Here is a 19,900-nt window from a genome sequence, read left to right as displayed (position 1 = left end):
AAAAAGGTCCGAAATTGTCAACGATAAACAGAGATTAAACCAGATATTATCCCATTTCTATCACACCGTCTGCCCGCGCAATTACACCAGATATAGATTAACGCGCGACAAAATCGTTCTCAAATGTAAAAAATCTGACCAAAAAATCCACTGCAAAATCAGCCAATAATTTCGACGATTCCCGATGTGATTTACCTTGTCTCATAAGCGTGAAATGGATATATTTCCAATTCGCCAAAAGAAGCAAATTTATTCATAACATCGCTGTTTAACAATCTGTTATGCTTACAAGGAGCGTCTTGATGGAGCTATTGCGCCTGTTTGTTTCATTCACCAAAGTCGGCATCTTTGCTTATGGCGGCGGCCCTTCGATGATTCCACTCATTCAAGAAGAAGTCGTCGATCGCAATGCCTGGATGACCATAGAAGAATTTACAGACGCCCTTGCGATGGGCTATGCACTTCCCGGTCCCATTGCCACCAAAATGGCTGCATATATAGGATACCAGGTCGCCGACACACCTGGCCTTTTGGTCGCGCTCTTTGGCACGGTATTCCCCTCATTGCTCATGATGATGGTCCTCGGTCTGTTTTTCATGAACTACAAGGATACGCCGCTCGTACAGGCCATGCTCAAAGCCGTGCGCCCGGCAGTAGTCGGGCTTTTAATCGTCGTGGTCTGGGAAATGTGTCCCAAATCCGTTACCTCCTGGCACACTGCCCTGATTGCGGTCGCTGCTTTTGTTGCCATAAATTTTCTCAACCTGCATCCCGCTCTGGCCATTGTTGTAACCGCAGCCCTCGGCCTGGCATTTTATCGATAACCCAGAAAGTATAGACACTCAGGACATACTATGTACACCTTTTATGCCCAAAAGGCCCTCTTCGGTACCGGCTTGTCAACTGCTGAAATGCACGCTGTTCTTCAAACGCCCAACCGCGATATTCTACCGCTTTTACACGCAGCATACCAGGTGCGCCATCATTATTTTGGGCGCAAAGTACACATCCATGTGCTGATGAATGCCAAAAGTGGCTTGTGTCCCGAAGATTGTGCCTATTGCTCGCAATCGGCGGTCTCAAACGCACCGATTGATAAATATCCCCTGCGACCAGCTCGCGAAATGATAGATGCAGCCCGCGAAGCCAAAGAAAACGGTGCGTATCGATACTGCATTGTCACGAGCGGACGCGCACCCACCGACAATGAAGTTGATGCCATCACAGATGTCGTGCGCCAGATCAAACGGGAAGTAGATATCGACATTTGTTGTTGTTTGGGCTTGCTAACCGGCGAAAAAGCACAGCGCTTAAAAAACGCTGGCGTCGATCGCGTAAACCACAACCTCAACACCAGCAAAGCGCACACGCCGCATATTGTATCTACACATACCTACGAAGACCGCCTGAAAACCCTGTACAACATCCAAAAAGCGGGCCTGGATACATGCAGCGGCGGCATTATCGGCATGGGAGAAACCCACGATGATATAATTGATATGGCCGTGTCTTTGCGCGACCTCAGCGTCAACTCCATCCCCGTCAATTTCCTGCACCCCATCGCGGGCACACCCCTGTCAAATCAAAATTCCTTGACCCCACAAGATTGTCTGCGCGCATTGTGTCTGTTCCGATTTGTCAACCCCTCAACCGAAATTCGCGTGGCGGGTGGTCGAGAAAAAAATCTTCGGTCCCTCCAGCCCCTGGCACTTTATCCCGCCAATTCGCTCTTTATGGAAGGATATTTGACCACCGGTGGTCTGGATGTGGAAAATACGCACCAGATGATTGCCGATCTGGGATTTGAAGTTGAAACGATTCAAAGCGAATCGAAAAGCGATCAGCTTCTGGCGATAGGCACACCAGTACACGCTCAACAGTAAAAACGAATATGTCGGTCTACGAAAAAAAATACGATGTCGTTGTTGTTGGCGGTGGGCATGCAGGTGCAGAAGCTGCACTGGCCTCTGCGCGCATGGGATGTGAAACACTGCTGCTGACCATGAACCTCGACACCATCGCGCAGATGTCTTGCAACCCGGCCATTGGCGGCATAGCAAAAGGCCACATGGTGCGCGAAATTGACGCTCTGGGCGGTGAAATGGCGCGCAATATTGACGCCACGGGTCTGCAATTTCGCTTGCTCAATCGGCGCAGAGGACCCGCTGTACAGGCCCCCCGGGCGCAGGCGGACAAAAAAGCATACCAGTTTCGCGTAAAAGAAGTAGTCGAAAACCAGCCACACCTCGATGTCAAACAGGGCTTGCTCGAAGACCTCGTGGTCAAAAACAGACGCATTGAAGGCGTGGTCACCAAAGCCAAAATGGTTTTTGTCGCTAAAACTGTGATCCTGACCACGGGCACCTTCCTCAAGGGCCTCATTCATGTGGGTGATTTCTCCTACAGCGCGGGGCGCGCAGGTGAGCAAGCCGCCGACAAAGCATCCGATGGCCTCTCGCAACTCGGTTTTGAACTCGGGCGGCTCAAAACCGGCACCCCACCGCGCGTCAATGCGCGCAGCATCGACTTTGGCGCGTGCGAAGAGCAACCCGGCGATGCAGACCCCCGGCCCTTTTCCTACCATACCGACGCCATCGAGCAAGAGCAACTCTGTTGTCATCTCACAATGACCGTGCCAAAAACGCACGATATTATTCGCAGCAATCTGGATCGTTCGGCCATGTACAGCGGACGCATCCAGGGTGTGGGGCCGCGGTACTGCCCCTCGGTAGAGGACAAAATTGTGCGCTTTCCCGACAAAGAAGGGCATCAAATTTTTCTCGAGCCCGAAGGGTATCACACCCTCGAAATCTATCTCAATGGGCTGTCGATGAGCCTGCCCGAAGATGTGCAGGTCGAGGTTGTACGCAGTATTCCCGGTCTCGAAGGAGCCGAGATCATGCGCCCGGCCTATGCTGTCGAATACGACTATGTCCCCCCGACGCAAATCCATCCTACCCTGGAAACCAAACCCATCGCCGGTTTGTTTTTTGCGGGACAAATCAACGGCACCACCGGATACGAAGAAGCCGCTGGTCAGGGAATTATGGCGGGCATCAACGCCGCCTTAACAGCCCGGGGCGACGATCCCATAATCCTGGATCGCTCGCAGGCTTATATCGGCGTACTAATTGACGACCTCGTTACCAAAGGCACTGAAGAACCCTATCGCATGTTTACCTCGCTGGCCGAATATCGCCTGCTCTTGCGACAGGACAACGCGGATTTGCGCCTGTGTGAACTCGGACGCAAAATTGGACTGCTTTCCGACGAGGCGTACAACCGCTTTTGCAAGCGCAAACGACAAATCGACGAAGAAGTCGAACGGCTGCGATCAACGCGCCTCACCCCAACCGACGATGTTCAAACAGCGCTCAAAGCGTCGCATTCTTCTCCGTTGAAACGCGCGGTGACGCTCGCCGAACTTTTGCGACGACCAGAATTGTCTTACGACATAGTCACACAATTGTCATCTGCTGCTAAAAACCTGCCTGAGGATGTATGCGAATCGGTCGAAATTGAACTCAAATACGAAGGATATCTCGACCGACAAGAAGAGCAGGTGCAGCGCTTTTACAATTTGGAAAAAAAATATATCCCCGAAAACTTTGATTATGCCGACATTGCGGCTTTGCGAAATGAAGCTATTGAAAAATTCACCCGCATCAGACCCCGATCACTGGGACAGGCCTCTCGTATTCCCGGCATTTCGCCTGCTGACATTTCTCTACTTATGATCATGTTGAAAAAACGCGGTATTCCCGTATGAAACTCCACTCCGAACAAATCCGCGCCATTGTATCGCTTCTATCGGACTGCTCCCCCGACATTGCGGATCGCCTGCGCCAAAAACTGTATGATCTGGGTGAAAAAGCCACACGTGAAATCCACAGTGCCTGCGCCGAAGACTCACGCGCGCACAGAGAAGTCAGCCGCGTACTCAGGCAATTTAGAGAACCGTCTCTGGACATGCGGTTTCGCAATCTCACACGCGACCAACACGGCGATATTACCCTTGAAGAAGGCGTCTTTGCGCTGGCGCGATTTGGATATCCCGACCTCGATGAAAGTGCTTACAAAACGCGGCTGGGATACATGGCCTTTGAACTCGCGCCCAGGATTGCCCCCGACGATCATCCCATTCGCATCATTCGCACGCTCAATCATTATCTCTTTGACGAGCAAGGGTTTCACGCATCTACACACTATGATCCCGACGACACGTATTTCAATCGCGTAATCGATCGCAAGCGCGGCTGGCCTATCACTCTCTCAGCCATCTATCTCATTCTTGCACAACGCCTTGAATTACCTATCTCAGGCGTCGCTTTACCCAAGCATTACATCGTCAAATACATCCACAAAGATCAACATATTTATATTGACCCACACAACCGCGGTCAGATTCTCACGGCAAATGAATGTGCCGATCTCATTGGTGAAAAAATCTCGGACGATCTCTTTTCTAAAGCCAGCAACTGCTTCACACTCTTTCGCATGATGAACAACCTCAGATATACATATCTAAATCTGGACGACCCAAACCGCGCAGAAAAACTCGAACATCTCATGCACATCCTGCAACCCGATATATGAGCGGAGGTGCCAATGTCAGAAAGTATCAAAATTATCGCGCAAAACCGAAAAGCACGGCGCGACTACCACATCCTCAGCACTTATGAAGCTGGCCTGCAATTGCGGGGCACAGAAGTCAAAGCCCTGCGCGAAGGACGAGCCAATTTGAAAGATGGCTACGCGCGTATTGAGGACGGGGAAGCTTATTTGCACAACACGCATATCAGCGAATATGCACAGGGCAACCAGTTTAACCACGACACCGAGCGCAAACGCAAATTGCTGCTCCACCGCCATGAAATCAATCGCCTGAGAGGATATATCAACGAAAGAGGCCATACATTAATTCCCCTCAAACTCTATTTCAAACGCGGCAAAGCCAAAGTTGAGCTCGGCGTGGCACGCGGCAAAAAACAATTTGACAAGAGGCGCGATATTGCTCGCCGAGATGCCCAGCGCGAAGTCGAACAGGCGTTGAAGACACGCATTCGCAACGGGAGGTAAATCATCACATCTCCACAAACAACAGGCATTGACCTCCCCCCCGATGACCTGGGTTACTACTACGACCCACATGTCAAAGCGGGGCTTCACGGCGAAATCAAACTTTCTCAAAAAGTGCTCGAACACTGTCAATGCGGCGGCAAGTCGCCTTTTATGGTCCTTGATGCAAAGAGCGGCGAGCCCACCTGGTGCCCGTGTTATTCCTTTCGGATGGAGAGACTCCATGTTGACAGATACATCCGGAAATCGGGCATTCCCGCGCCCTTTCGCTTTAAGTTCTTACAGGATTTTAAAGAGCAGTACGACAATGGTCAGCCCAACCGAGAAGCCATACTCCTCAAGTCCTATTTCAGCACCCTGGTCGATAATCTTTACGGCAACAAAGAATCGATCAAAGGCTTCTATTTGTGGGGCGAGCCAGGCCGTGGAAAAACTTACTTTGCATATATCTTGCTCAACGAACTCATTTTTCGATTTGTAAAACCCGGCAAATTCATCTCACTATCAAAGAGCTTTCAAGAACTCAGACATACATTTGACGAAAGCAGTGACACGCATGGGCAGGCCATGCCCATGATTGAAGTATTGAGCAATGTGCCCTATCTCGTCATTGACGACTTTGGCGTGCAGCGCAATACCGAATGGGAAATGGAAATCCTCTACAACCTCATTGACGCCCGCTATGCCAATCGACGCCTGACATTTGTGACCACAAATCAGAAAGCCGATGAATTAAAAGAACTCGCTCAGGGGCGCATCTATTCTCGCTTTCTCGAAATGTGTCATATCATTCACGTTGACGGATACGACTTCCGAGAATTGGGCAATCCCGAAGAAAGATGGATCGGTTCGCAGTAACAAAGGAGCATTTATGAGCCAGCGCATAGATGGACGCCGCCCAGACCAATTGCGTCCCGTGAGTATTGAGCGCGGATTTATGAAACACGCCGAGGGATCGGCACTGATCAAAATGGGTGACACACACGTTATATGCACAGCCAGTGTTGAGAACCGCGTACCCCATTTTCTCGTGGGTAAAAACACGGGCTGGATCACGGCGGAATACGCCATGTTGCCCCGTTCAACCCATACGCGCAGCGAGCGCGAAACGCGCGGTACTAAGGGCCGAACCCAGGAAATTCAACGCTTAATTGGACGCGCACTGCGCGCCGTGATCGATCTCAAAAAACTCGGTTCGCGCACCCTCTGGATCGACTGCGATGTGTTACAAGCCGATGGCGGCACCCGCACAGCCTCAATTTCGGGAGCTTATGTTGCAGTCGTCGATGCGATTGACAAGCTCAAAAATGAGGCCAGTATTACAAAAAACCCTCTTGGCGATTCCGTCGCAGCCGTCAGCGTGGGCATCATTGGCAACACGCCCATGCTCGATTTGTGTTATGCCGAAGATGCAACAGCCGAAGTGGATATGAATATCGTCCTGACCGGTCAGGGCAACTTTGTCGAAGTACAGGGCACAGCCGAAGGAAATCCCTTCACATTCGACCAGATGCAACACCTCATCGCCCTGGGCCAAAAGGGCATCTCCGAAATCACGCAACTCCAGCGTGATGTTTTAGCGCAATAGTAGCCACACCCATGCCTATCCTCATACTCGCCACCCGCAATCAGGGCAAGCGCAGGGAAATCCAGGACATGCTCGGCTCTGAGATTCAGGTCGTATCGCTCGATGCGTTTCCCAACGCGCCCGAAGTAATCGAAGACGGCGAAACCTTTGAAGCCAATGCCATAAAAAAAGCCCGTGAAATTGCAAAATACACGGGCTTGCCTGCTTTGGCCGATGACTCTGGCCTTGTGGTTGATGCCTTAAATGGCGCACCCGGCGTGTATTCCGCGCGCTACGCCGGGGAGGATGCCACAGATGAGACGAATAATGCCAAACTCGTCGAAAACCTGCGCGGCATTCCCGCGAAACAGCGCACCGCGCACTTTTGCTGCGCGATGGCTCTTGCCACACCCGATGGCCGGGTGCAGACCACCGAAGCTACATGGAAGGGCCGCATCCTCACAACACCCCGGGGCGAGAATGGCTTTGGGTACGATCCGCTCTTTTTCATTCCCACCCACAATTGCACTTCCGCCGAGCTATCTTCTGGCAAAAAAAATCGCATCAGCCACCGGGGCCAGGCTCTGCGTGCCATCTTGTCCTGCATTCTCGACCTTTTCAGCGCGTCCATACCATGAACGATCCCAACATCCCTCGCCGCCCCAAATGGTGGTATCAGAAACATGGATTTGTTCTCCTCTGTGTCGCTATCTTCATTATTCTCGCAATAATCTCGTTGCTCTATGTGCGCGGCATTGATCCCGTCATTGCAGAATTTTATATCTTCCAATAACTACACTCTGGAAAACATAAGGAGCAAATAATGACCGCTGAGGCAAAACCAAATGTCAAACAGGCAGTCCCGTTTTTTTCGGTATCAAACATCAAAGCATCTGTTCGCTTCTATGTCGAGGGTCTCGGATTTGAAATGATCCATAAATGGGAACCAGATGGAAGGCTTCGCTGGTGCTGGCTCCAATGCGGGAACGCTGCGCTGATGTTGCAGGAATTCCGAAAGGAGGGACGCAATTCGTGGGTGCCCGAAGGTAAAATGGGCGAAGGCGTCTCAATTGTATTCATGTGCGAAGATGCCCTGACGGTCTATCGCAGAATCAAGAATCGCGGTATCGAGGTATCGAATCCCTTTGTCGGAAACGGAATGTGGGTTGTTTCATTGAACGACCCGGATGGATTTAGTATCTGCTTTGAGAGCGATACAGATGTGCCAGAAGGCACTGAATTTTCAGAGGATCTAAATCGATAAATTGCTGATACAACTCAGGACACCACCATGCGCTGGGACGATCCCCGACGAAATCCCTATCACGATCCAGATACCCGAACTCCGGGATGGCTGCTGTGTCTGATCGCTGTGGCCGTAGCAATAGCAGTGACGGCTCTCGGGTGGGTCGTTCTCTATTTGAGAGAAGTATTCAGTGCGCGACCACTCGGGTGAATCCTATCAATACGTCGCCCTACCACCGCTGACATCATAACACTGCCCGGTCACAAAAGAGGCATCGTCGGATGCGAGAAAGTGGACAACAGCGGCGACTTCTTCCGGTTGACCGAGGCGACCGAGGGGAATTTTGGACGTCATGTAATCCAGTTGCTCTGGCTCCACATCTGCCAACAGTGGGGTTTCGATCAGAGCTGGCGAGATGCAGTTGACGCGAATATTGTCCTCGAGATGCTCTTTTGCCAGGACCTTGGTAAAACATATAATACCCGCTTTAGAGACCGAATAGGGTGCCATGCTGGGATTGCCTTCTTTGCCTGCTATGGAGGCGACCGAGACTATAGCACCTTTTTTTTGATTGAGCATAGGCGCGATTACAGCGCGCGAACACAGAAAAGTCCCCTTGAGATTGATATCGAGAACCTGGTCCCAATCCCCTTCCGTGAGATCTTTGACGGGCACATCGCGCCCCACAATGCCCGCGTTGTTGACGAGAATATCAATACGCCCCCAGGTATTGAGACATTCATCAACGGTATTCTGCACACGCTCGGCATTTGCAACATCGAGCGACAGAGCCAATGCATCTGCCCCGATTTCTCGAGCCGCTTCGCGTGCTTTCTCCAGATTGAGATCGGCAATCGCCACACTTGCACCGGCCTCAGCAAGGCGTATGGCAATCGCTTTTCCAATACCCTGCGCGGCACCGGAGATAATGGCCGTTCTATTGGTGAGATTTTTGGGAATCATATTATTTTGGATCCGGGTCATCTGGTGGAACGGGATGATCTTGCGATTTTAGCTCCGTCGGCGTGCTATCAGACAAATAACCGCCATCGACATAGATGTTTTGGCCCGTGATATAGCGTGCATCTTCCGAAGCCAGAAAGGCGGCGACAGTTCCAATATCTCGGGTGTATCCGCGAGCACCCCAGGGGATGCGTTTGCGGTAGGCATCGATAACTTCAGGACCAAGTGATGCGCCCATACCTTCGGATGCAATAGCACCCGGACCAATGGCATTGACATTAATTTTGTAAGGAGCGAGTTCCACCGCAAGGGTTCGCGTGAGCATAACCACTGCGGCTTTAGAAGGCTGATAGGCAGAAGCGTCGAAATGCGCAACTTCGGCCTGTACAGACGAGATATTAATAATTTTGCCACCTTGCTTGCGCGCTATCATGTCTTTGACAACCGCGCGACTGCAATAAAAAGGCCCATTGAGATTCACATCGAGAATGCGCTGCCACGCCTCATCTGTAATGGCTGTGACGCCACCATCTTGAGGAATATACACACCGGCATTATTGACCAGAATATCGATGCGTCCAAAGCGATTAAGCGTCTGTTGAACCATATCCTCGACCTGACCCGAGTCAGCCACATCAGCGGGAATGACGAGGGCCTCGCGCCCGAGATCTTCGATCTGGTGTGCGGTGGTCTCGGCTGTTTCGGCAGTGAGATCGTTAACGGCAATATGCGCGCCTGCACTACCCATTTCGAGCGCAATGGCTTTGCCAATGCCCGATCCCGCGCCCGTGATGAGCGCAATTTTGTTTTCGAGTTTCATGAACCCCTCCCTGAAATTATGTTCAAATCAAAAAAGACCGGTTTGGACATCTTGTTGTAGATATTCGATGAGTTTGCGACTGGTGCGGGAAAAAGCATAAGCATTAAAATCGGCACGTACAACCCATGCGAGATTGTCGCAACCGATTGGACGCGCTCTCCCTTTGACATAATGACACTGGAAAGTGTGCAGGGTCATACTGAAGTGTGTAAAAGCGTGTTTGACCGTGCGGTACCGATCGTTGATTTCGACATCAATACCCGCGGTTTCTCTTATCCCTCGCATACAGGTATCTTGCAGAGATTCCCCTTCCCGTTGCGTTCCTGCGGGAAATTCCCAAAGCCCGCCGAGCAAGCCATTTTGCGGGCGTTGGGTAATGAGCACTTTGTCATTGTGCCACACAATGCCCGCGCACAGCGTGTGATGAGGACGCGGCTTCCTTTTTCCTTTGACGGGCAGACGCTGCGGATTGCCCACTCTGTACGCTGCACAGTATTTTTGCACAGGACACTGATCGCACGCCGGATTTTTGGCGGTGCAGACCATTGCGCCGAGTTCCATAATCGCCTGATTGTAGGTGCCAGCTTCACCTTTTGGCAACAGAGCCTGGGCGAGATCCCACAGCTGATTTTTGACGCGGGTTTGCGTGACATCGTCGCCGATATCAAAGAGGCGCGTGACAACGCGAATAACATTGCCATCGAGCACGGCATGGTCGCGATCATAAGCAATGCTCAAAACTGCGGCTGTGGTATAAGGCCCAAATCCTGGCAGGGATTTGAGTTCATCGTAAGTATTGGGTACGGTGCCACCAAAGTCCATAGCAATAGAATGCGCGGCTTTGTGCAAATTGCGGGCACGAGCGTAATAGCCCAACCCCTCCCAGGCTTTGAGGACATCATCCTGTGAGGCATTGGCGAGGTCGAAAACCGTGGGAAATCGGTCGAGAAAGCGATGGTAATAGGGAATAACAGTATCGACCTGCGTTTGCTGGAGCATAAACTCAGACAGCAAGATGCGATAGGGATCGTCTGTCTGCCGCCATGGCAAATCGCGTTTGTGCTCGCGATACCAGGTCAGAAGATCGGCAGCGATCTGAGTTTTGAAATCCATTCGGGACATAAATCACGATTTCTCTGCAATCTTGCGGGCGTGTTCCTGGACGATATTCTGAGGACTGGCCGCGATCAAATTGCGAATAGACAGGATAACAAACACAATGTCATCTCCCAATCCGATATGGGGAAGAATTGCCTCTGGGATAATATCAAAAGGAGAAAGCCCGTATAAAATGGTTAAAACGACAAACACTTTGGGCAATAAAGGTATGCGGGAATCCCATAAAAGTCGCCAGGTAAGGCGCAGGTATTTTGGGAGTCGAGAGATGATTGACAAGACACCGCGTACGCGCAAGAGACGAAATAGAAGGAGAAAAATACGCATCATGGCAATCACCAGAAAGTGGTCAGTAGCCAGTCCCCACCACCCCTATATAATACACCAGATAAATTGTGTCAATCGCAGCAGATAGTTCAGATGTTGTCAATCTGGTTTTGGATAATCTCTTGCAGGGCACTGCGCTGCACTTTACCCGTAGAGGTCAACGGGCGGTCTTCGGGTGTGATTGGGATAATGCGCGAAGGAGCTTCATAGGTACTCAGACCCGGGATTTGGCCGCTTTGTCCGCGTCTGAGAATATCCTGGGCTGCTTCAGACTGATCAATCCCAGATCTAAAAATAGCGGCTACACAAACGTCTTCCCCCCATCGGTCATGACGAAGACCAATCACATAAACAGCGTCGAGTTCTGGACATGCGTCGAGCAAGGCATTTTCAACGGCGATGGGTGATATATTGACACCGCCTTTGATGATGATTTCTTTTTTTCGACCGTGCATAAAATAGAAACGGTGGTTATACAGGTCGCGGAAATATCCCATGTCGCCACTGCGGAACCAGCCATTGCAAAAAACCTCGGCAGTATCTTTGGGCTGGTTGAGATAGCCATTGGCAACCACGGGACCGCGCACGAGGATTTCACCGACATCGCCTTCGTTTCGCCCACCATCAATTCTTATGTTATTATTGGCAAGCTCAACACCAATGGCATTTTGTTCCAGCACATCGCGGTACTGGTCATCGGGTAAATCGGGTGGTACGCCAGTAACGCGCAAACTGACTTCGGTTGAGCCATACCCCTGAACGAGACGGACGCCAAAGCGATCGACAAATTGGCAGGCAATATTGGGTTGAACAGGTGCCGAACCGATCATAATTTTTTTTAGTGAAGATATGTCATAGCCCTCGCGCTCAAAGTCATCGGCGCGGGCGAGCAGGTCGGCCATAATCGTCGGTACAATACTCGCAGATGTCGCCCGCTCCCGCGATATGATACGCCAGAACGCCGAAACGCTGTAGCGCGAATTGAGCACAAGGCTCCCCCCCACCATGAGGCTGGTGATTGAGAACGTGGTGGAATTGATATGATGAAGTGGTAAAACGAGGTTGAGGCGTTCGCGTGCATCAAATCCGAGCCAGCGAATGATGCCCTCGGCATTGGATGTGAGGCTTTGTCGGGTAATACGCGCACCTTTGGGATGGCCTGTTGTACCCGAAGTGTACAGCACAATACTGGTGTGTTGTTCGCCTTCTGAATCCCCAGACCACTCAGGCTCGATATCCACTGCGTCATATCCATCGGCGGTGAACAACTGCTCTGTTGTCGCAATCTGGATATCGGGTAATGCGCGGCGTTGAATTTCTGCATGTTCGGGCAAAACAACGAGCAACCTGGCTCCGGCATTCTGCAGTTTGTAGCGCTTGCGCTCGGGAACATCTTTGGCAATATCGAGAGGAACAGAAGTTGCGCCGAGGCGAAAAAGGGCAAGGGTGAGCAGGGGGATTTCTGCACAATTGGGCAAGGCAAGACTGACGCAATCGCCACATCTTATACCGTATTCGCGATGCATCAGACCTGCAAGAGCAGCGGTGAGGCGTTCAAATTCAGAATAGGTAATAACCGTGCGAGCATCCGTATCGCAATCGCAAAAGATCAACGCGGGTTTATCTGGCTGATGTTCTGCGCGATCTTTTAAGAGATGCGTAAAGTTCCGCCACGGAAAGCGATAGATATGGGAGTTGGCATTTTTAATACAGGTGAAAATTTGAGAATCGATCATTATTCACCCTCTTTGTCCGCGCTGGCGCAAATAGTGGTCCGCCAGTACGAGTGCCATCATCGCTTCGACAATGGGAACTGCGCGGGGTAAGACGCAGGGGTCGTGCCTACCGCGCCCTTTGAGAGTGGTGGCGTTGCCGTGGATATCGACGGTTTCTTGCTCGGCCAAAATTGTGGCAGTGGGCTTGAAAGCTGAGCGAATGACGATGGGTTCGCCGTTGGAGATACCGCCCTGAATACCGCCGGAATGATTTGTGCGCGTGTGAATGCCGCTGCCATCGTTGTAAAAGGGATCGTTGTGTGCAGAACCAGTCATCGCAATACCGCCAAAACCAGAGCCGGATTCGAAACCCTTGCAGGCGGGCAATGAAAGCATAGACTTGGCGAAGTCTGCTTCGAGTTTGTCAAAGACGGGTTCCCCCCAGCCGGGAGGAACGCGATGGGCAACGGCCTCGACCACGCCACCGAGAGAGTCGCCATCTTTGCGGGCGGCATCAATGCGCTGAATGATTTGCTCGGCAATCTCAGAATCGGGCACGCGGGCGATATTCGACTCGACCTGCTCGCGGGTAACCGCGATGGGATCGACATTGGCAACAAGGGTGTGAACCTGACGCACATAAGCGATAATGTCGATATTGCAATCGCGTTTGAGCAATTTGCGCGCAATCGCACCTGCGGCAACGCGGCCGATTGTCTCGCGCGCACTGGCTCTGCCCCCCCCCTTCCAGTTGCGAATGCCGTATTTTTGCTGATATGTGTAATCGGCGTGCGAAGGTCGGTATTTGGTGCGTATTTCTTCGTAATCTTTGGAACGCGCATCCTGATTCCACACCATCATCGATATCGGCGTGCCAAGGGTTTTGCCCTCAAAAAGACCCGAGTGGATTTCTATCTGGTCTTCTTCTTTGCGCTGTGTGGTAATTTTGCTCTGGCCAGGTTTGCGACGGTCGAGTTCAATCTGTATATCTTCTTCGCTGATCTCCAGGCCGGGCGGGCATCCATCCAGAACAACACCAACGCCACCACCGTGTGACTCCCCCCATGTGGTGATGCGAAATGCGCGACCAAATGTGCTGCTCATAACAAGCTCCTCTATATCATGACGTGAATGGTATGCAAATGTACCCAATGGATAGTGGGGAGTCAAGCAACGCGCAATACTCAGCAGTGTTGCTCAGGCAAACACAACCGCCGCGAGTTGTTGCGCAATGGATTTTACAGGGGCGGGATTCACGTTGCTCAATACAATAACACAGACCTCGTCATCTAAAAACCGCAACAAAACCGTGTTGAATCCCGATACGCTACCGCCGTGCATAACAGATCCATTGTCCACCACGCGCCAGCCGCAGGCGTAATTGTTCAACACCGGCGTAAACATCTGCTCATAAGATGCCTGTGAAATCAGTTTGCCATCGCCGAGCGCGGCATCCCACTTCGCCAGATCTTCTGCTGTGGAATACAAATTTCCCCCACCGGTCAGAATCGGCATATAGATCATCGGCGAATTGATCACGCCATTCCCCGCAGGAGCATATCCGCGTGCGCGATGTGGCAAAATTGGATCGGGATGATCGCATCCCGTATCGGTCATCTCTATAGGGTCAAATATGTGCGCTTTCAAAAAAGTCTGATATGATTGACCCGACACTTTTTCGATCACGCGCGACAAGACAAAAAATCCCGTTCCGCTATAGTGGTATTTTGTACCCGGCGGCGCCACGAGAGGCCGATCCACAACTTTTTGAATTGTCTCGGCAGAGGTTGCTTTCAGCGACATGGTATCGGAAAAACCAGGCAGTTCCCACACATGCCTGATCCCCGCCGTATTGCTCAGCAGATGGTGTAATGTGATCCCGGTCCAGTGATCGGGAATGTCCGGTAAATACTCAGAGAGCAAATTGTCTATTTGGAGTTTGCCCTGCTCCGCCAATATCATCACCGCCATTGCGGTAAATGTCTTGGTTATGGAGCCAATGCGAAATTTGGTATGCAGGGCATGTGGCACGTTGTTTTCCAGGTCAGCCATCCCATATCCCTGTGCCAATAATCGCTCTCTCGACCGCACGACGAGAACCACACCCGAAAAATTGTGCGCTTGAACAACCGCATTTAATTTGTCTTTCATGGATCACCTCATAAACTAAACCTGTTTTCAATTGGGTAAATGATAGCCCGACTTGACGAAAAAGCCTTATATTTGACATCATGAAAATCGCAAAATACAAAAAATATCAGACGATCCCCCTCATCCTGTTTTTGTTTTTTATCGCCTGTATGCCCGAACTCGAGTTACCCGAAGCGCCTGGCCCCGTGACTGAAATGCCCGAATTTGAACAGTTTGCGATTCCCGAATACCAAATTTACAAAGACAAACCGCGTCCTGTCAATCTCGTGAGCCATCCGCGCGCGCTTCGATTCAAAGACCGCTTGATTCACGGTGCCAAAATCGGTCCCAATTTTGCGGGCGATCAAACTATTGTGCGGTGGTTTTGCGGCGAAGAATGCCAGCAATTCGCCGTTATCGACGTGCGAACAGGCAGTGTAATCTTCGCGCCCTTCGTCACACATCTGGGCTTTCGTTTTCGCCTCGACAGCAAACTCCTGATCGTCAACCCTCCCGAAGCCGTCGAACGCGCCACCCGAACAACAGGCAGATCCAAATCGCACTATCGCACGGCGTATTACGTCTGGCACTACGGCGAATTTGTCGAGATCTATGCGATCAGATATTAAAGGGAGCCGGGGAACTCCTCAGACTTAAAAACCAAAAGGCCACCTCGCAATGGAGATGGCCTCTTCAATTCAGCAGATCTCGTTCCGCATCAAACTTCCATAATTTCTTCTTCTTTTTCTTTTAACACCTCATCGATTTTCGCGACAAATTCGTCGGTCAAATCCTGCACGCGATCTGTTGTGCGCCTGGCATCGTCTTCGGGAATCTCGCCTTCTTTTTGCGCATCGCGGATGAGTTCATTGGCATCGCGACGGGTATTGCGAACCGAAATGCGGCTTTCTTCGGCATATTGCCTCACCACCCGCACGAGTTCTCGTCTGCGGTCTTCTGTCAACTGCGGAATGGGCAACCGAATAATCGTACCGTCATTGGTCGGTGTCAATCCCAAATTCGATTCCAGAATTGCCTTTTCAATCAGTGGAATCGCCGACTTATCCCAGGGCTGAAGCGCGATCAAACGCGGTTCTGGCACGCCCACTGTAGCGACCTGATTAATCGGCATCTGTGTACCGTAATACTCGACCCGAATTTGATCCAGCAAATGCGCATTGGCACGCCCCGTTCGCACTGTACCCATCTCATTTTGCAGGGCTATCACAGACTTTTGCATGGCCGTTCGAGCTTCAGCCATAATCTCATCAATCACGGCGTACCTCCTCTGGGCATTATAAACGCTTAGCTCTCTTCCCCCAGGACAAAACGGGCGAATCGGCGAATGGTGATATTTTCGCCGCACTTGGCCGCCAGGTCTGAGTGCAGGTCCTGAATGGTTTTGTCCGGATCCTTGACAAAAGCCTGCTCCATTAAGACCACTTCTTGATAGTATTTTTCCATGCGGCCTTCCACAATTCGATCCACGATGTGCTCGGGTTTGCCTTCGCTGAGTGCCTGGTCGCGATAAATATTCTTTTCTCTTTTCAGCATTTCGGCATCTACGTCCTCGCGATTCACAACAAGAGGTGCGGCAGCGGCGATGTGCATAGCCACGTCTTTTGAAAACGTCTGAAACTCATCGGTACGCGCTACAAAGTCGGTCTCGCTATTGATCTCGAGCAAAACCCCCAATTGGCTTCCCGCATGGATATAAGACGCAATCGCTCCCTCTTTGGCCTGACGTCCCGCCCTGCTCTCGGCTTTGGCAATGCCCCGTTTACGCAACAACTCAACAGCCTTATCCATGACGCCATCGGCCTCTTCAAGCGCTCGTTTACAATCCATCATGCCCACATTGGTTCTGGCACGCAACTCCTGAACCATTTTTGCAGAAATAGCCATTTCAATCTCCGTCCTCTTTTGATTTAATTATTGCTGGGATCAATTTCTGTAATCTCAGGGCCTGCATCAGGCACAGGGGCATCTTCTTCTTCATCCTGTCGAACAGTTGTCCCCTCAATTACAGCCTCGGCCATCAAATTTGTAACCAGCGCAATGGACCGCATTGCATCATCATTACCCGGAATGGGATGGTCAACCTCATCCGGATCGCAATTGGTATCGACAATCGCTACAAGCGGAATTTCCAGGCGGCGCGCTTCGGCGACTGCGATTTTTTCCTTTTTGGTATCCACTACAAATACGAGTGCTGGCAAACGCCCCATGCTGCGGATCCCACCCAGGGATTTTTGCAACTTATCGCGCTCGCGTTCCAAACGCAACACTTCCTTTTTGGTCAACTGCTGATATGTGCCATCGCTGGCCATTTTATCCAGCGTGTCCAGGCGGCGAATGCTCTGCCGAATAGTTTGAAAATTCGTCAGCATGCCCCCCAACCAGCGGTTGTTGACAAAAAACATGTCGCAGCGTTCAGCGGCATCTGAAATGATGTCTTTGGCCTGTTTCTTCGTACCGACAAAAAGAATCGGCTGGCCTGTTTCGGCAGCCTTGCGCACAGCCTGATATGCCGTTTCGATTTGCATCTGCGTCTTTTGCAAATCGACAATGTAAATACCATTGCGTTCTGTAAAAATGTATTTCTGCATCTTTGGATTCCACCGCCGGGTTTGATGCCCGAAGTGAACGCCAGATTCGAGCAGTTGCCTCATTGAAACAACAGCCATGTCACCTCCTGCACTTTGGGTTTGTCCTCTGCATCCCTCATATTGCCGCATTGCCATCTGGCACCCGTGAAGCAATCAGGATACATGTGATATCCAGATAAAATACTCTGGTTTAACGCTTGGAGAATTGGAATTTTTTGCGCGCTCCGGGTTGCCCGGGTTTTTTTCGTTCCACTTTGCGCGGATCGCGCGTGAGCAAGCCCGCCTGGCGCAGGGGTTTGTGATTGCCCGTATTCACGCCTTGCAAACTGCGTGCAATACCCAATCGCACGGCGCCGGCCTGACCGGTCAAACCGCCCCCCTTTGCTTTGGCAACAATATCATAAGTCCCCCGGGTCTCGGTCACATCTAAGGGCTGTTCGATAATCATCACCAATGTCTCCCGTTTGAGATAATCGAGCGCGGAAAGCCCATTGATAACGATCAATCCCGTTCCAGGGAAAAGTTTTACATGCGCCGTTGATGTTTTTCGACGCCCCGTAGCAGAACTCAGTGGTTCAACTGCCAAATAATCACCTCCTCTATAAATCAATAGGCTCAGGAGACTGAGCCTGGTGTGGGTGCTCTGACCCGGCGTAAATACGGACCTTTTTGATCATCTGTCGCCCCAATTTGTTGTGGGGCAACATACCCCGAATCGCGTGCTCAAGTACAAATGTGGGGCGCTTTTCCAGCGCGTCTTCCAGCGTTTGCTTCTTAAGCCCGCTGGGATACCCACTATAGCTCGTATAAACCTTCTGCTGGGCTTTGTTATTGCCCTTCACCTGTATTTTTTCGGCATTTATAATAACTACGTGATCCCCCGTATCAACATGGGGGGTATAAAAAGGCTTGTGTTTGCCGCGCAAAATTCGGGCAACGCCACTGGCAAATCGCCCCAGTATCTTGCCTTCTGCATCGGCGACATACCAGGTGTGTTCAACATCACCTTTTTTGGCACTCGGTGTCATCATCGTCTCAATCGCGCCGCATGGTTACGGCGCAACTCTCTCACCTCCTCTCCTAATTTTGGAATCTTTGAGCCTCTGAAGGTACAGTATAATCCAATTTTGTCAAGTTAGAAACCCACAAAAAAGCGCCACACGTCGGGTGTCGGAAAACCGACCCATCTCCGTGCGGCGCATCGTCTGACGGAAGTTTCTGCCTCGCGATTGTCAAAAAATCGCCAATGTGGCAGATAACAAACCGCTCGATGGCTGTCTTGGATTGCCAGGTGCGCTACCATTCGAGATGCTATTCCCGCTCCTGGCAGAGGCGCACCTAACGACAGCCACCTCCACTGGTCATTTCACTCATTCGACCACCTCCTTTCTTGTGTGGTTCCAATATAGCCCATGCAAAAGCGAAAGTCAACCCTTGAAAAGGTGGAGGTATTAGAAGCAGCACAGTGCAATCCCCGATGGGCGATCCAATCCCGTAGTAACGAGATCTTCAACATCTGAACCATCCAGGTTCGCACATTGAATTTTAGCCGTGCCATAGTTGTCATAGTCCCCCCAGTACATCTTCCCTTTGACGACATCCAGCGCAATTCCCGACGGGCGATCCAATCCCGCGGTAACGAGATCTTCAACATCTGAACCATCCAGGTCCGCACGTTGAATTTTAGACACGCCAGCACCCTTATAGTTCGTCCAGTACATCTTCCCTTCCCCCACGTCTAAGGCAATCCCCAATGGCAGTAATTCGGTGAAAACGAGCGTTTCAACATAAGAGCCATCCAGATTCGCTCGTTGAATTTTGGTTAAGTCCGTCCAGTATATCTTACCCATGTCCAGATCCAGAACGATACCGTTGGGAATACTCATTTCGGTGAAAACGAGCGTTTCGACATGAGAGCCATCCAGGTCCGCTCGTTGTACTTTGCACTCCACAGTCTCTCCCCAGGCCGCGTCTGTCCAATATATTTTTCTTCTCTTTCCATGCACCGTCATTCCACCTGGAAGATATACATCGGTAACAACGAGATCTTCGACATCTGAACCATCCAGGTTTGCACGCTGAATTTTGGACGTTCCAGCGTCCGTCCAGTACATCTTACCCTCGTCTCCATCCAGGGCGATGCTATTTGGAATACGCAATCCAGTCGTAACGAGATCTTTGACATCTGAACCGTCTGCGTTTGCACACTGAATTTTAGAAGTCCTCAGGTCTGTCCAATACATTTTTCTCATAGCGGCTCCAATCCAAAAATGCAAACGTGTAATATGTATAAATACATATTTTTAATCACAATATATGCCTATGAAC

General features: G+C 51.0%; 23 protein-coding genes. 10 read left to right on the top strand and 13 right to left on the bottom strand.

The window, feature by feature from the left end; all coding sequences use genetic code 11:
- The first annotated feature begins 302 nt into the window (after positions 1 to 302).
- From F4Y39_20170 to F4Y39_20130, 9 genes are all read left to right on the top strand, one after another.
- Positions 303 to 824, top strand: coding sequence for a chromate transporter (locus tag F4Y39_20170; protein ID MYC16048.1), 522 nt, complete (start codon positions 303 to 305; stop codon positions 822 to 824).
- A 30-nt stretch (positions 825 to 854) separates the two neighbouring features.
- A complete protein-coding gene (gene bioB / locus F4Y39_20165) occupies positions 855 to 1,883 on the top strand; it encodes a biotin synthase BioB (protein MYC16047.1) in 1,029 nt (342 codons plus the stop codon).
- 8 nt (positions 1,884 to 1,891) lie between these two features.
- Positions 1,892 to 3,769 carry a tRNA uridine-5-carboxymethylaminomethyl(34) synthesis enzyme MnmG gene (mnmG, locus tag F4Y39_20160; GenBank protein MYC16046.1) on the top strand — a complete coding sequence of 626 codons (1,878 nt, stop codon included), beginning with the start codon at positions 1,892 to 1,894 and terminating at the stop codon, positions 3,767 to 3,769.
- A complete protein-coding gene (locus tag F4Y39_20155; GenBank protein MYC16045.1) occupies positions 3,766 to 4,596 on the top strand; it encodes a hypothetical protein in 831 nt (276 codons plus the stop codon). Before mnmG ends, F4Y39_20155 begins: the two co-directional genes overlap by 4 nt.
- A gap of 12 nt (positions 4,597 to 4,608) precedes the next feature.
- Positions 4,609 to 5,079, top strand: coding sequence for an SsrA-binding protein SmpB (gene smpB, locus F4Y39_20150; GenBank protein ID MYC16044.1), 471 nt, complete (start codon positions 4,609 to 4,611; stop codon positions 5,077 to 5,079).
- Between the two features lie 114 nt (positions 5,080 to 5,193).
- Complete coding sequence (locus F4Y39_20145; GenBank protein MYC16043.1) at positions 5,194 to 5,937, top strand: AAA family ATPase; 744 nt, start codon at positions 5,194 to 5,196, stop codon at positions 5,935 to 5,937.
- 13 nt (positions 5,938 to 5,950) lie between these two features.
- Positions 5,951 to 6,667 carry a ribonuclease PH gene (locus F4Y39_20140; protein ID MYC16042.1) on the top strand — a complete coding sequence of 239 codons (717 nt, stop codon included), beginning with the start codon at positions 5,951 to 5,953 and terminating at the stop codon, positions 6,665 to 6,667.
- 11 nt (positions 6,668 to 6,678) lie between these two features.
- Complete coding sequence (locus F4Y39_20135; protein ID MYC16041.1) at positions 6,679 to 7,284, top strand: XTP/dITP diphosphatase; 606 nt, start codon at positions 6,679 to 6,681, stop codon at positions 7,282 to 7,284.
- Between the two features lie 185 nt (positions 7,285 to 7,469).
- Positions 7,470 to 7,910: a VOC family protein gene (locus tag F4Y39_20130; protein MYC16040.1), complete on the top strand. Its 441-nt coding sequence runs from the start codon at positions 7,470 to 7,472 to the stop codon at positions 7,908 to 7,910.
- 198 nt (positions 7,911 to 8,108) lie between these two features.
- Here the strand turns inward: F4Y39_20130 and F4Y39_20125 are convergent, their stop codons facing one another.
- From F4Y39_20125 to F4Y39_20095, 7 genes are all read right to left on the bottom strand, one after another.
- Positions 8,109 to 8,855: an SDR family oxidoreductase gene (locus tag F4Y39_20125; GenBank protein ID MYC16039.1), complete on the bottom strand. Its 747-nt coding sequence runs from the start codon at positions 8,853 to 8,855 to the stop codon at positions 8,109 to 8,111.
- Between the two features lies 1 nt (position 8,856).
- A complete protein-coding gene (locus F4Y39_20120) occupies positions 8,857 to 9,675 on the bottom strand; it encodes an SDR family oxidoreductase (protein ID MYC16038.1) in 819 nt (272 codons plus the stop codon).
- A 27-nt stretch (positions 9,676 to 9,702) separates the two neighbouring features.
- Complete coding sequence (gene mutY, locus F4Y39_20115; protein MYC16037.1) at positions 9,703 to 10,797, bottom strand: A/G-specific adenine glycosylase; 1,095 nt, start codon at positions 10,795 to 10,797, stop codon at positions 9,703 to 9,705.
- Positions 10,798 to 10,800: 3 nt separating this feature from the next.
- Positions 10,801 to 11,121, bottom strand: coding sequence for a DUF1232 domain-containing protein (locus F4Y39_20110; protein ID MYC16036.1), 321 nt, complete (start codon positions 11,119 to 11,121; stop codon positions 10,801 to 10,803).
- A gap of 86 nt (positions 11,122 to 11,207) precedes the next feature.
- Positions 11,208 to 12,854 (bottom strand): acyl--CoA ligase, encoded by a 1,647-nt coding sequence (locus F4Y39_20105; GenBank protein ID MYC16035.1) that lies wholly within the window; start codon positions 12,852 to 12,854, stop codon positions 11,208 to 11,210.
- A 3-nt stretch (positions 12,855 to 12,857) separates the two neighbouring features.
- Positions 12,858 to 13,937: a chorismate synthase gene (aroC, locus tag F4Y39_20100; protein MYC16034.1), complete on the bottom strand. Its 1,080-nt coding sequence runs from the start codon at positions 13,935 to 13,937 to the stop codon at positions 12,858 to 12,860.
- A 93-nt stretch (positions 13,938 to 14,030) separates the two neighbouring features.
- Positions 14,031 to 14,984, bottom strand: coding sequence for a beta-lactamase family protein (locus F4Y39_20095; protein MYC16033.1), 954 nt, complete (start codon positions 14,982 to 14,984; stop codon positions 14,031 to 14,033).
- An 80-nt stretch (positions 14,985 to 15,064) separates the two neighbouring features.
- On the opposite strand from F4Y39_20095, the gene F4Y39_20090 reads away from it, so the two are divergent.
- Positions 15,065 to 15,592, top strand: coding sequence for a hypothetical protein (locus F4Y39_20090; GenBank protein MYC16032.1), 528 nt, complete (start codon positions 15,065 to 15,067; stop codon positions 15,590 to 15,592).
- 89 nt (positions 15,593 to 15,681) lie between these two features.
- On the opposite strand, the gene F4Y39_20085 is transcribed toward F4Y39_20090, so the two are convergent.
- From F4Y39_20085 to F4Y39_20060, 6 genes are all read right to left on the bottom strand, one after another.
- A complete protein-coding gene (locus F4Y39_20085; protein MYC16031.1) occupies positions 15,682 to 16,239 on the bottom strand; it encodes a ribosome recycling factor in 558 nt (185 codons plus the stop codon).
- A 29-nt stretch (positions 16,240 to 16,268) separates the two neighbouring features.
- Positions 16,269 to 16,868 (bottom strand): translation elongation factor Ts, encoded by a 600-nt coding sequence (gene tsf / locus F4Y39_20080; GenBank protein MYC16030.1) that lies wholly within the window; start codon positions 16,866 to 16,868, stop codon positions 16,269 to 16,271.
- A gap of 23 nt (positions 16,869 to 16,891) precedes the next feature.
- Positions 16,892 to 17,650 (bottom strand): 30S ribosomal protein S2, encoded by a 759-nt coding sequence (gene rpsB / locus F4Y39_20075; protein ID MYC16029.1) that lies wholly within the window; start codon positions 17,648 to 17,650, stop codon positions 16,892 to 16,894.
- A 112-nt stretch (positions 17,651 to 17,762) separates the two neighbouring features.
- A complete protein-coding gene (gene rpsI / locus F4Y39_20070; protein ID MYC16028.1) occupies positions 17,763 to 18,143 on the bottom strand; it encodes a 30S ribosomal protein S9 in 381 nt (126 codons plus the stop codon).
- Positions 18,144 to 18,171: 28 nt separating this feature from the next.
- Positions 18,172 to 18,603 carry a 50S ribosomal protein L13 gene (rplM, locus tag F4Y39_20065; protein MYC16027.1) on the bottom strand — a complete coding sequence of 144 codons (432 nt, stop codon included), beginning with the start codon at positions 18,601 to 18,603 and terminating at the stop codon, positions 18,172 to 18,174.
- A gap of 420 nt (positions 18,604 to 19,023) precedes the next feature.
- Entirely contained in the window at positions 19,024 to 19,824 is an 801-nt protein-coding gene (locus F4Y39_20060; protein ID MYC16026.1) for a hypothetical protein, read from the bottom strand.
- Positions 19,825 to 19,900: the final 76 nt, after the last annotated feature.

The organism is Gemmatimonadota bacterium (assembly GCA_009838845.1).
Lineage (GTDB): Bacteria > Latescibacterota > UBA2968 > UBA2968 > UBA2968 > VXRD01.
Note: the sequence above shows the minus strand (reverse complement) of the source record. Positions and strands in the feature narration are given on the sequence as shown.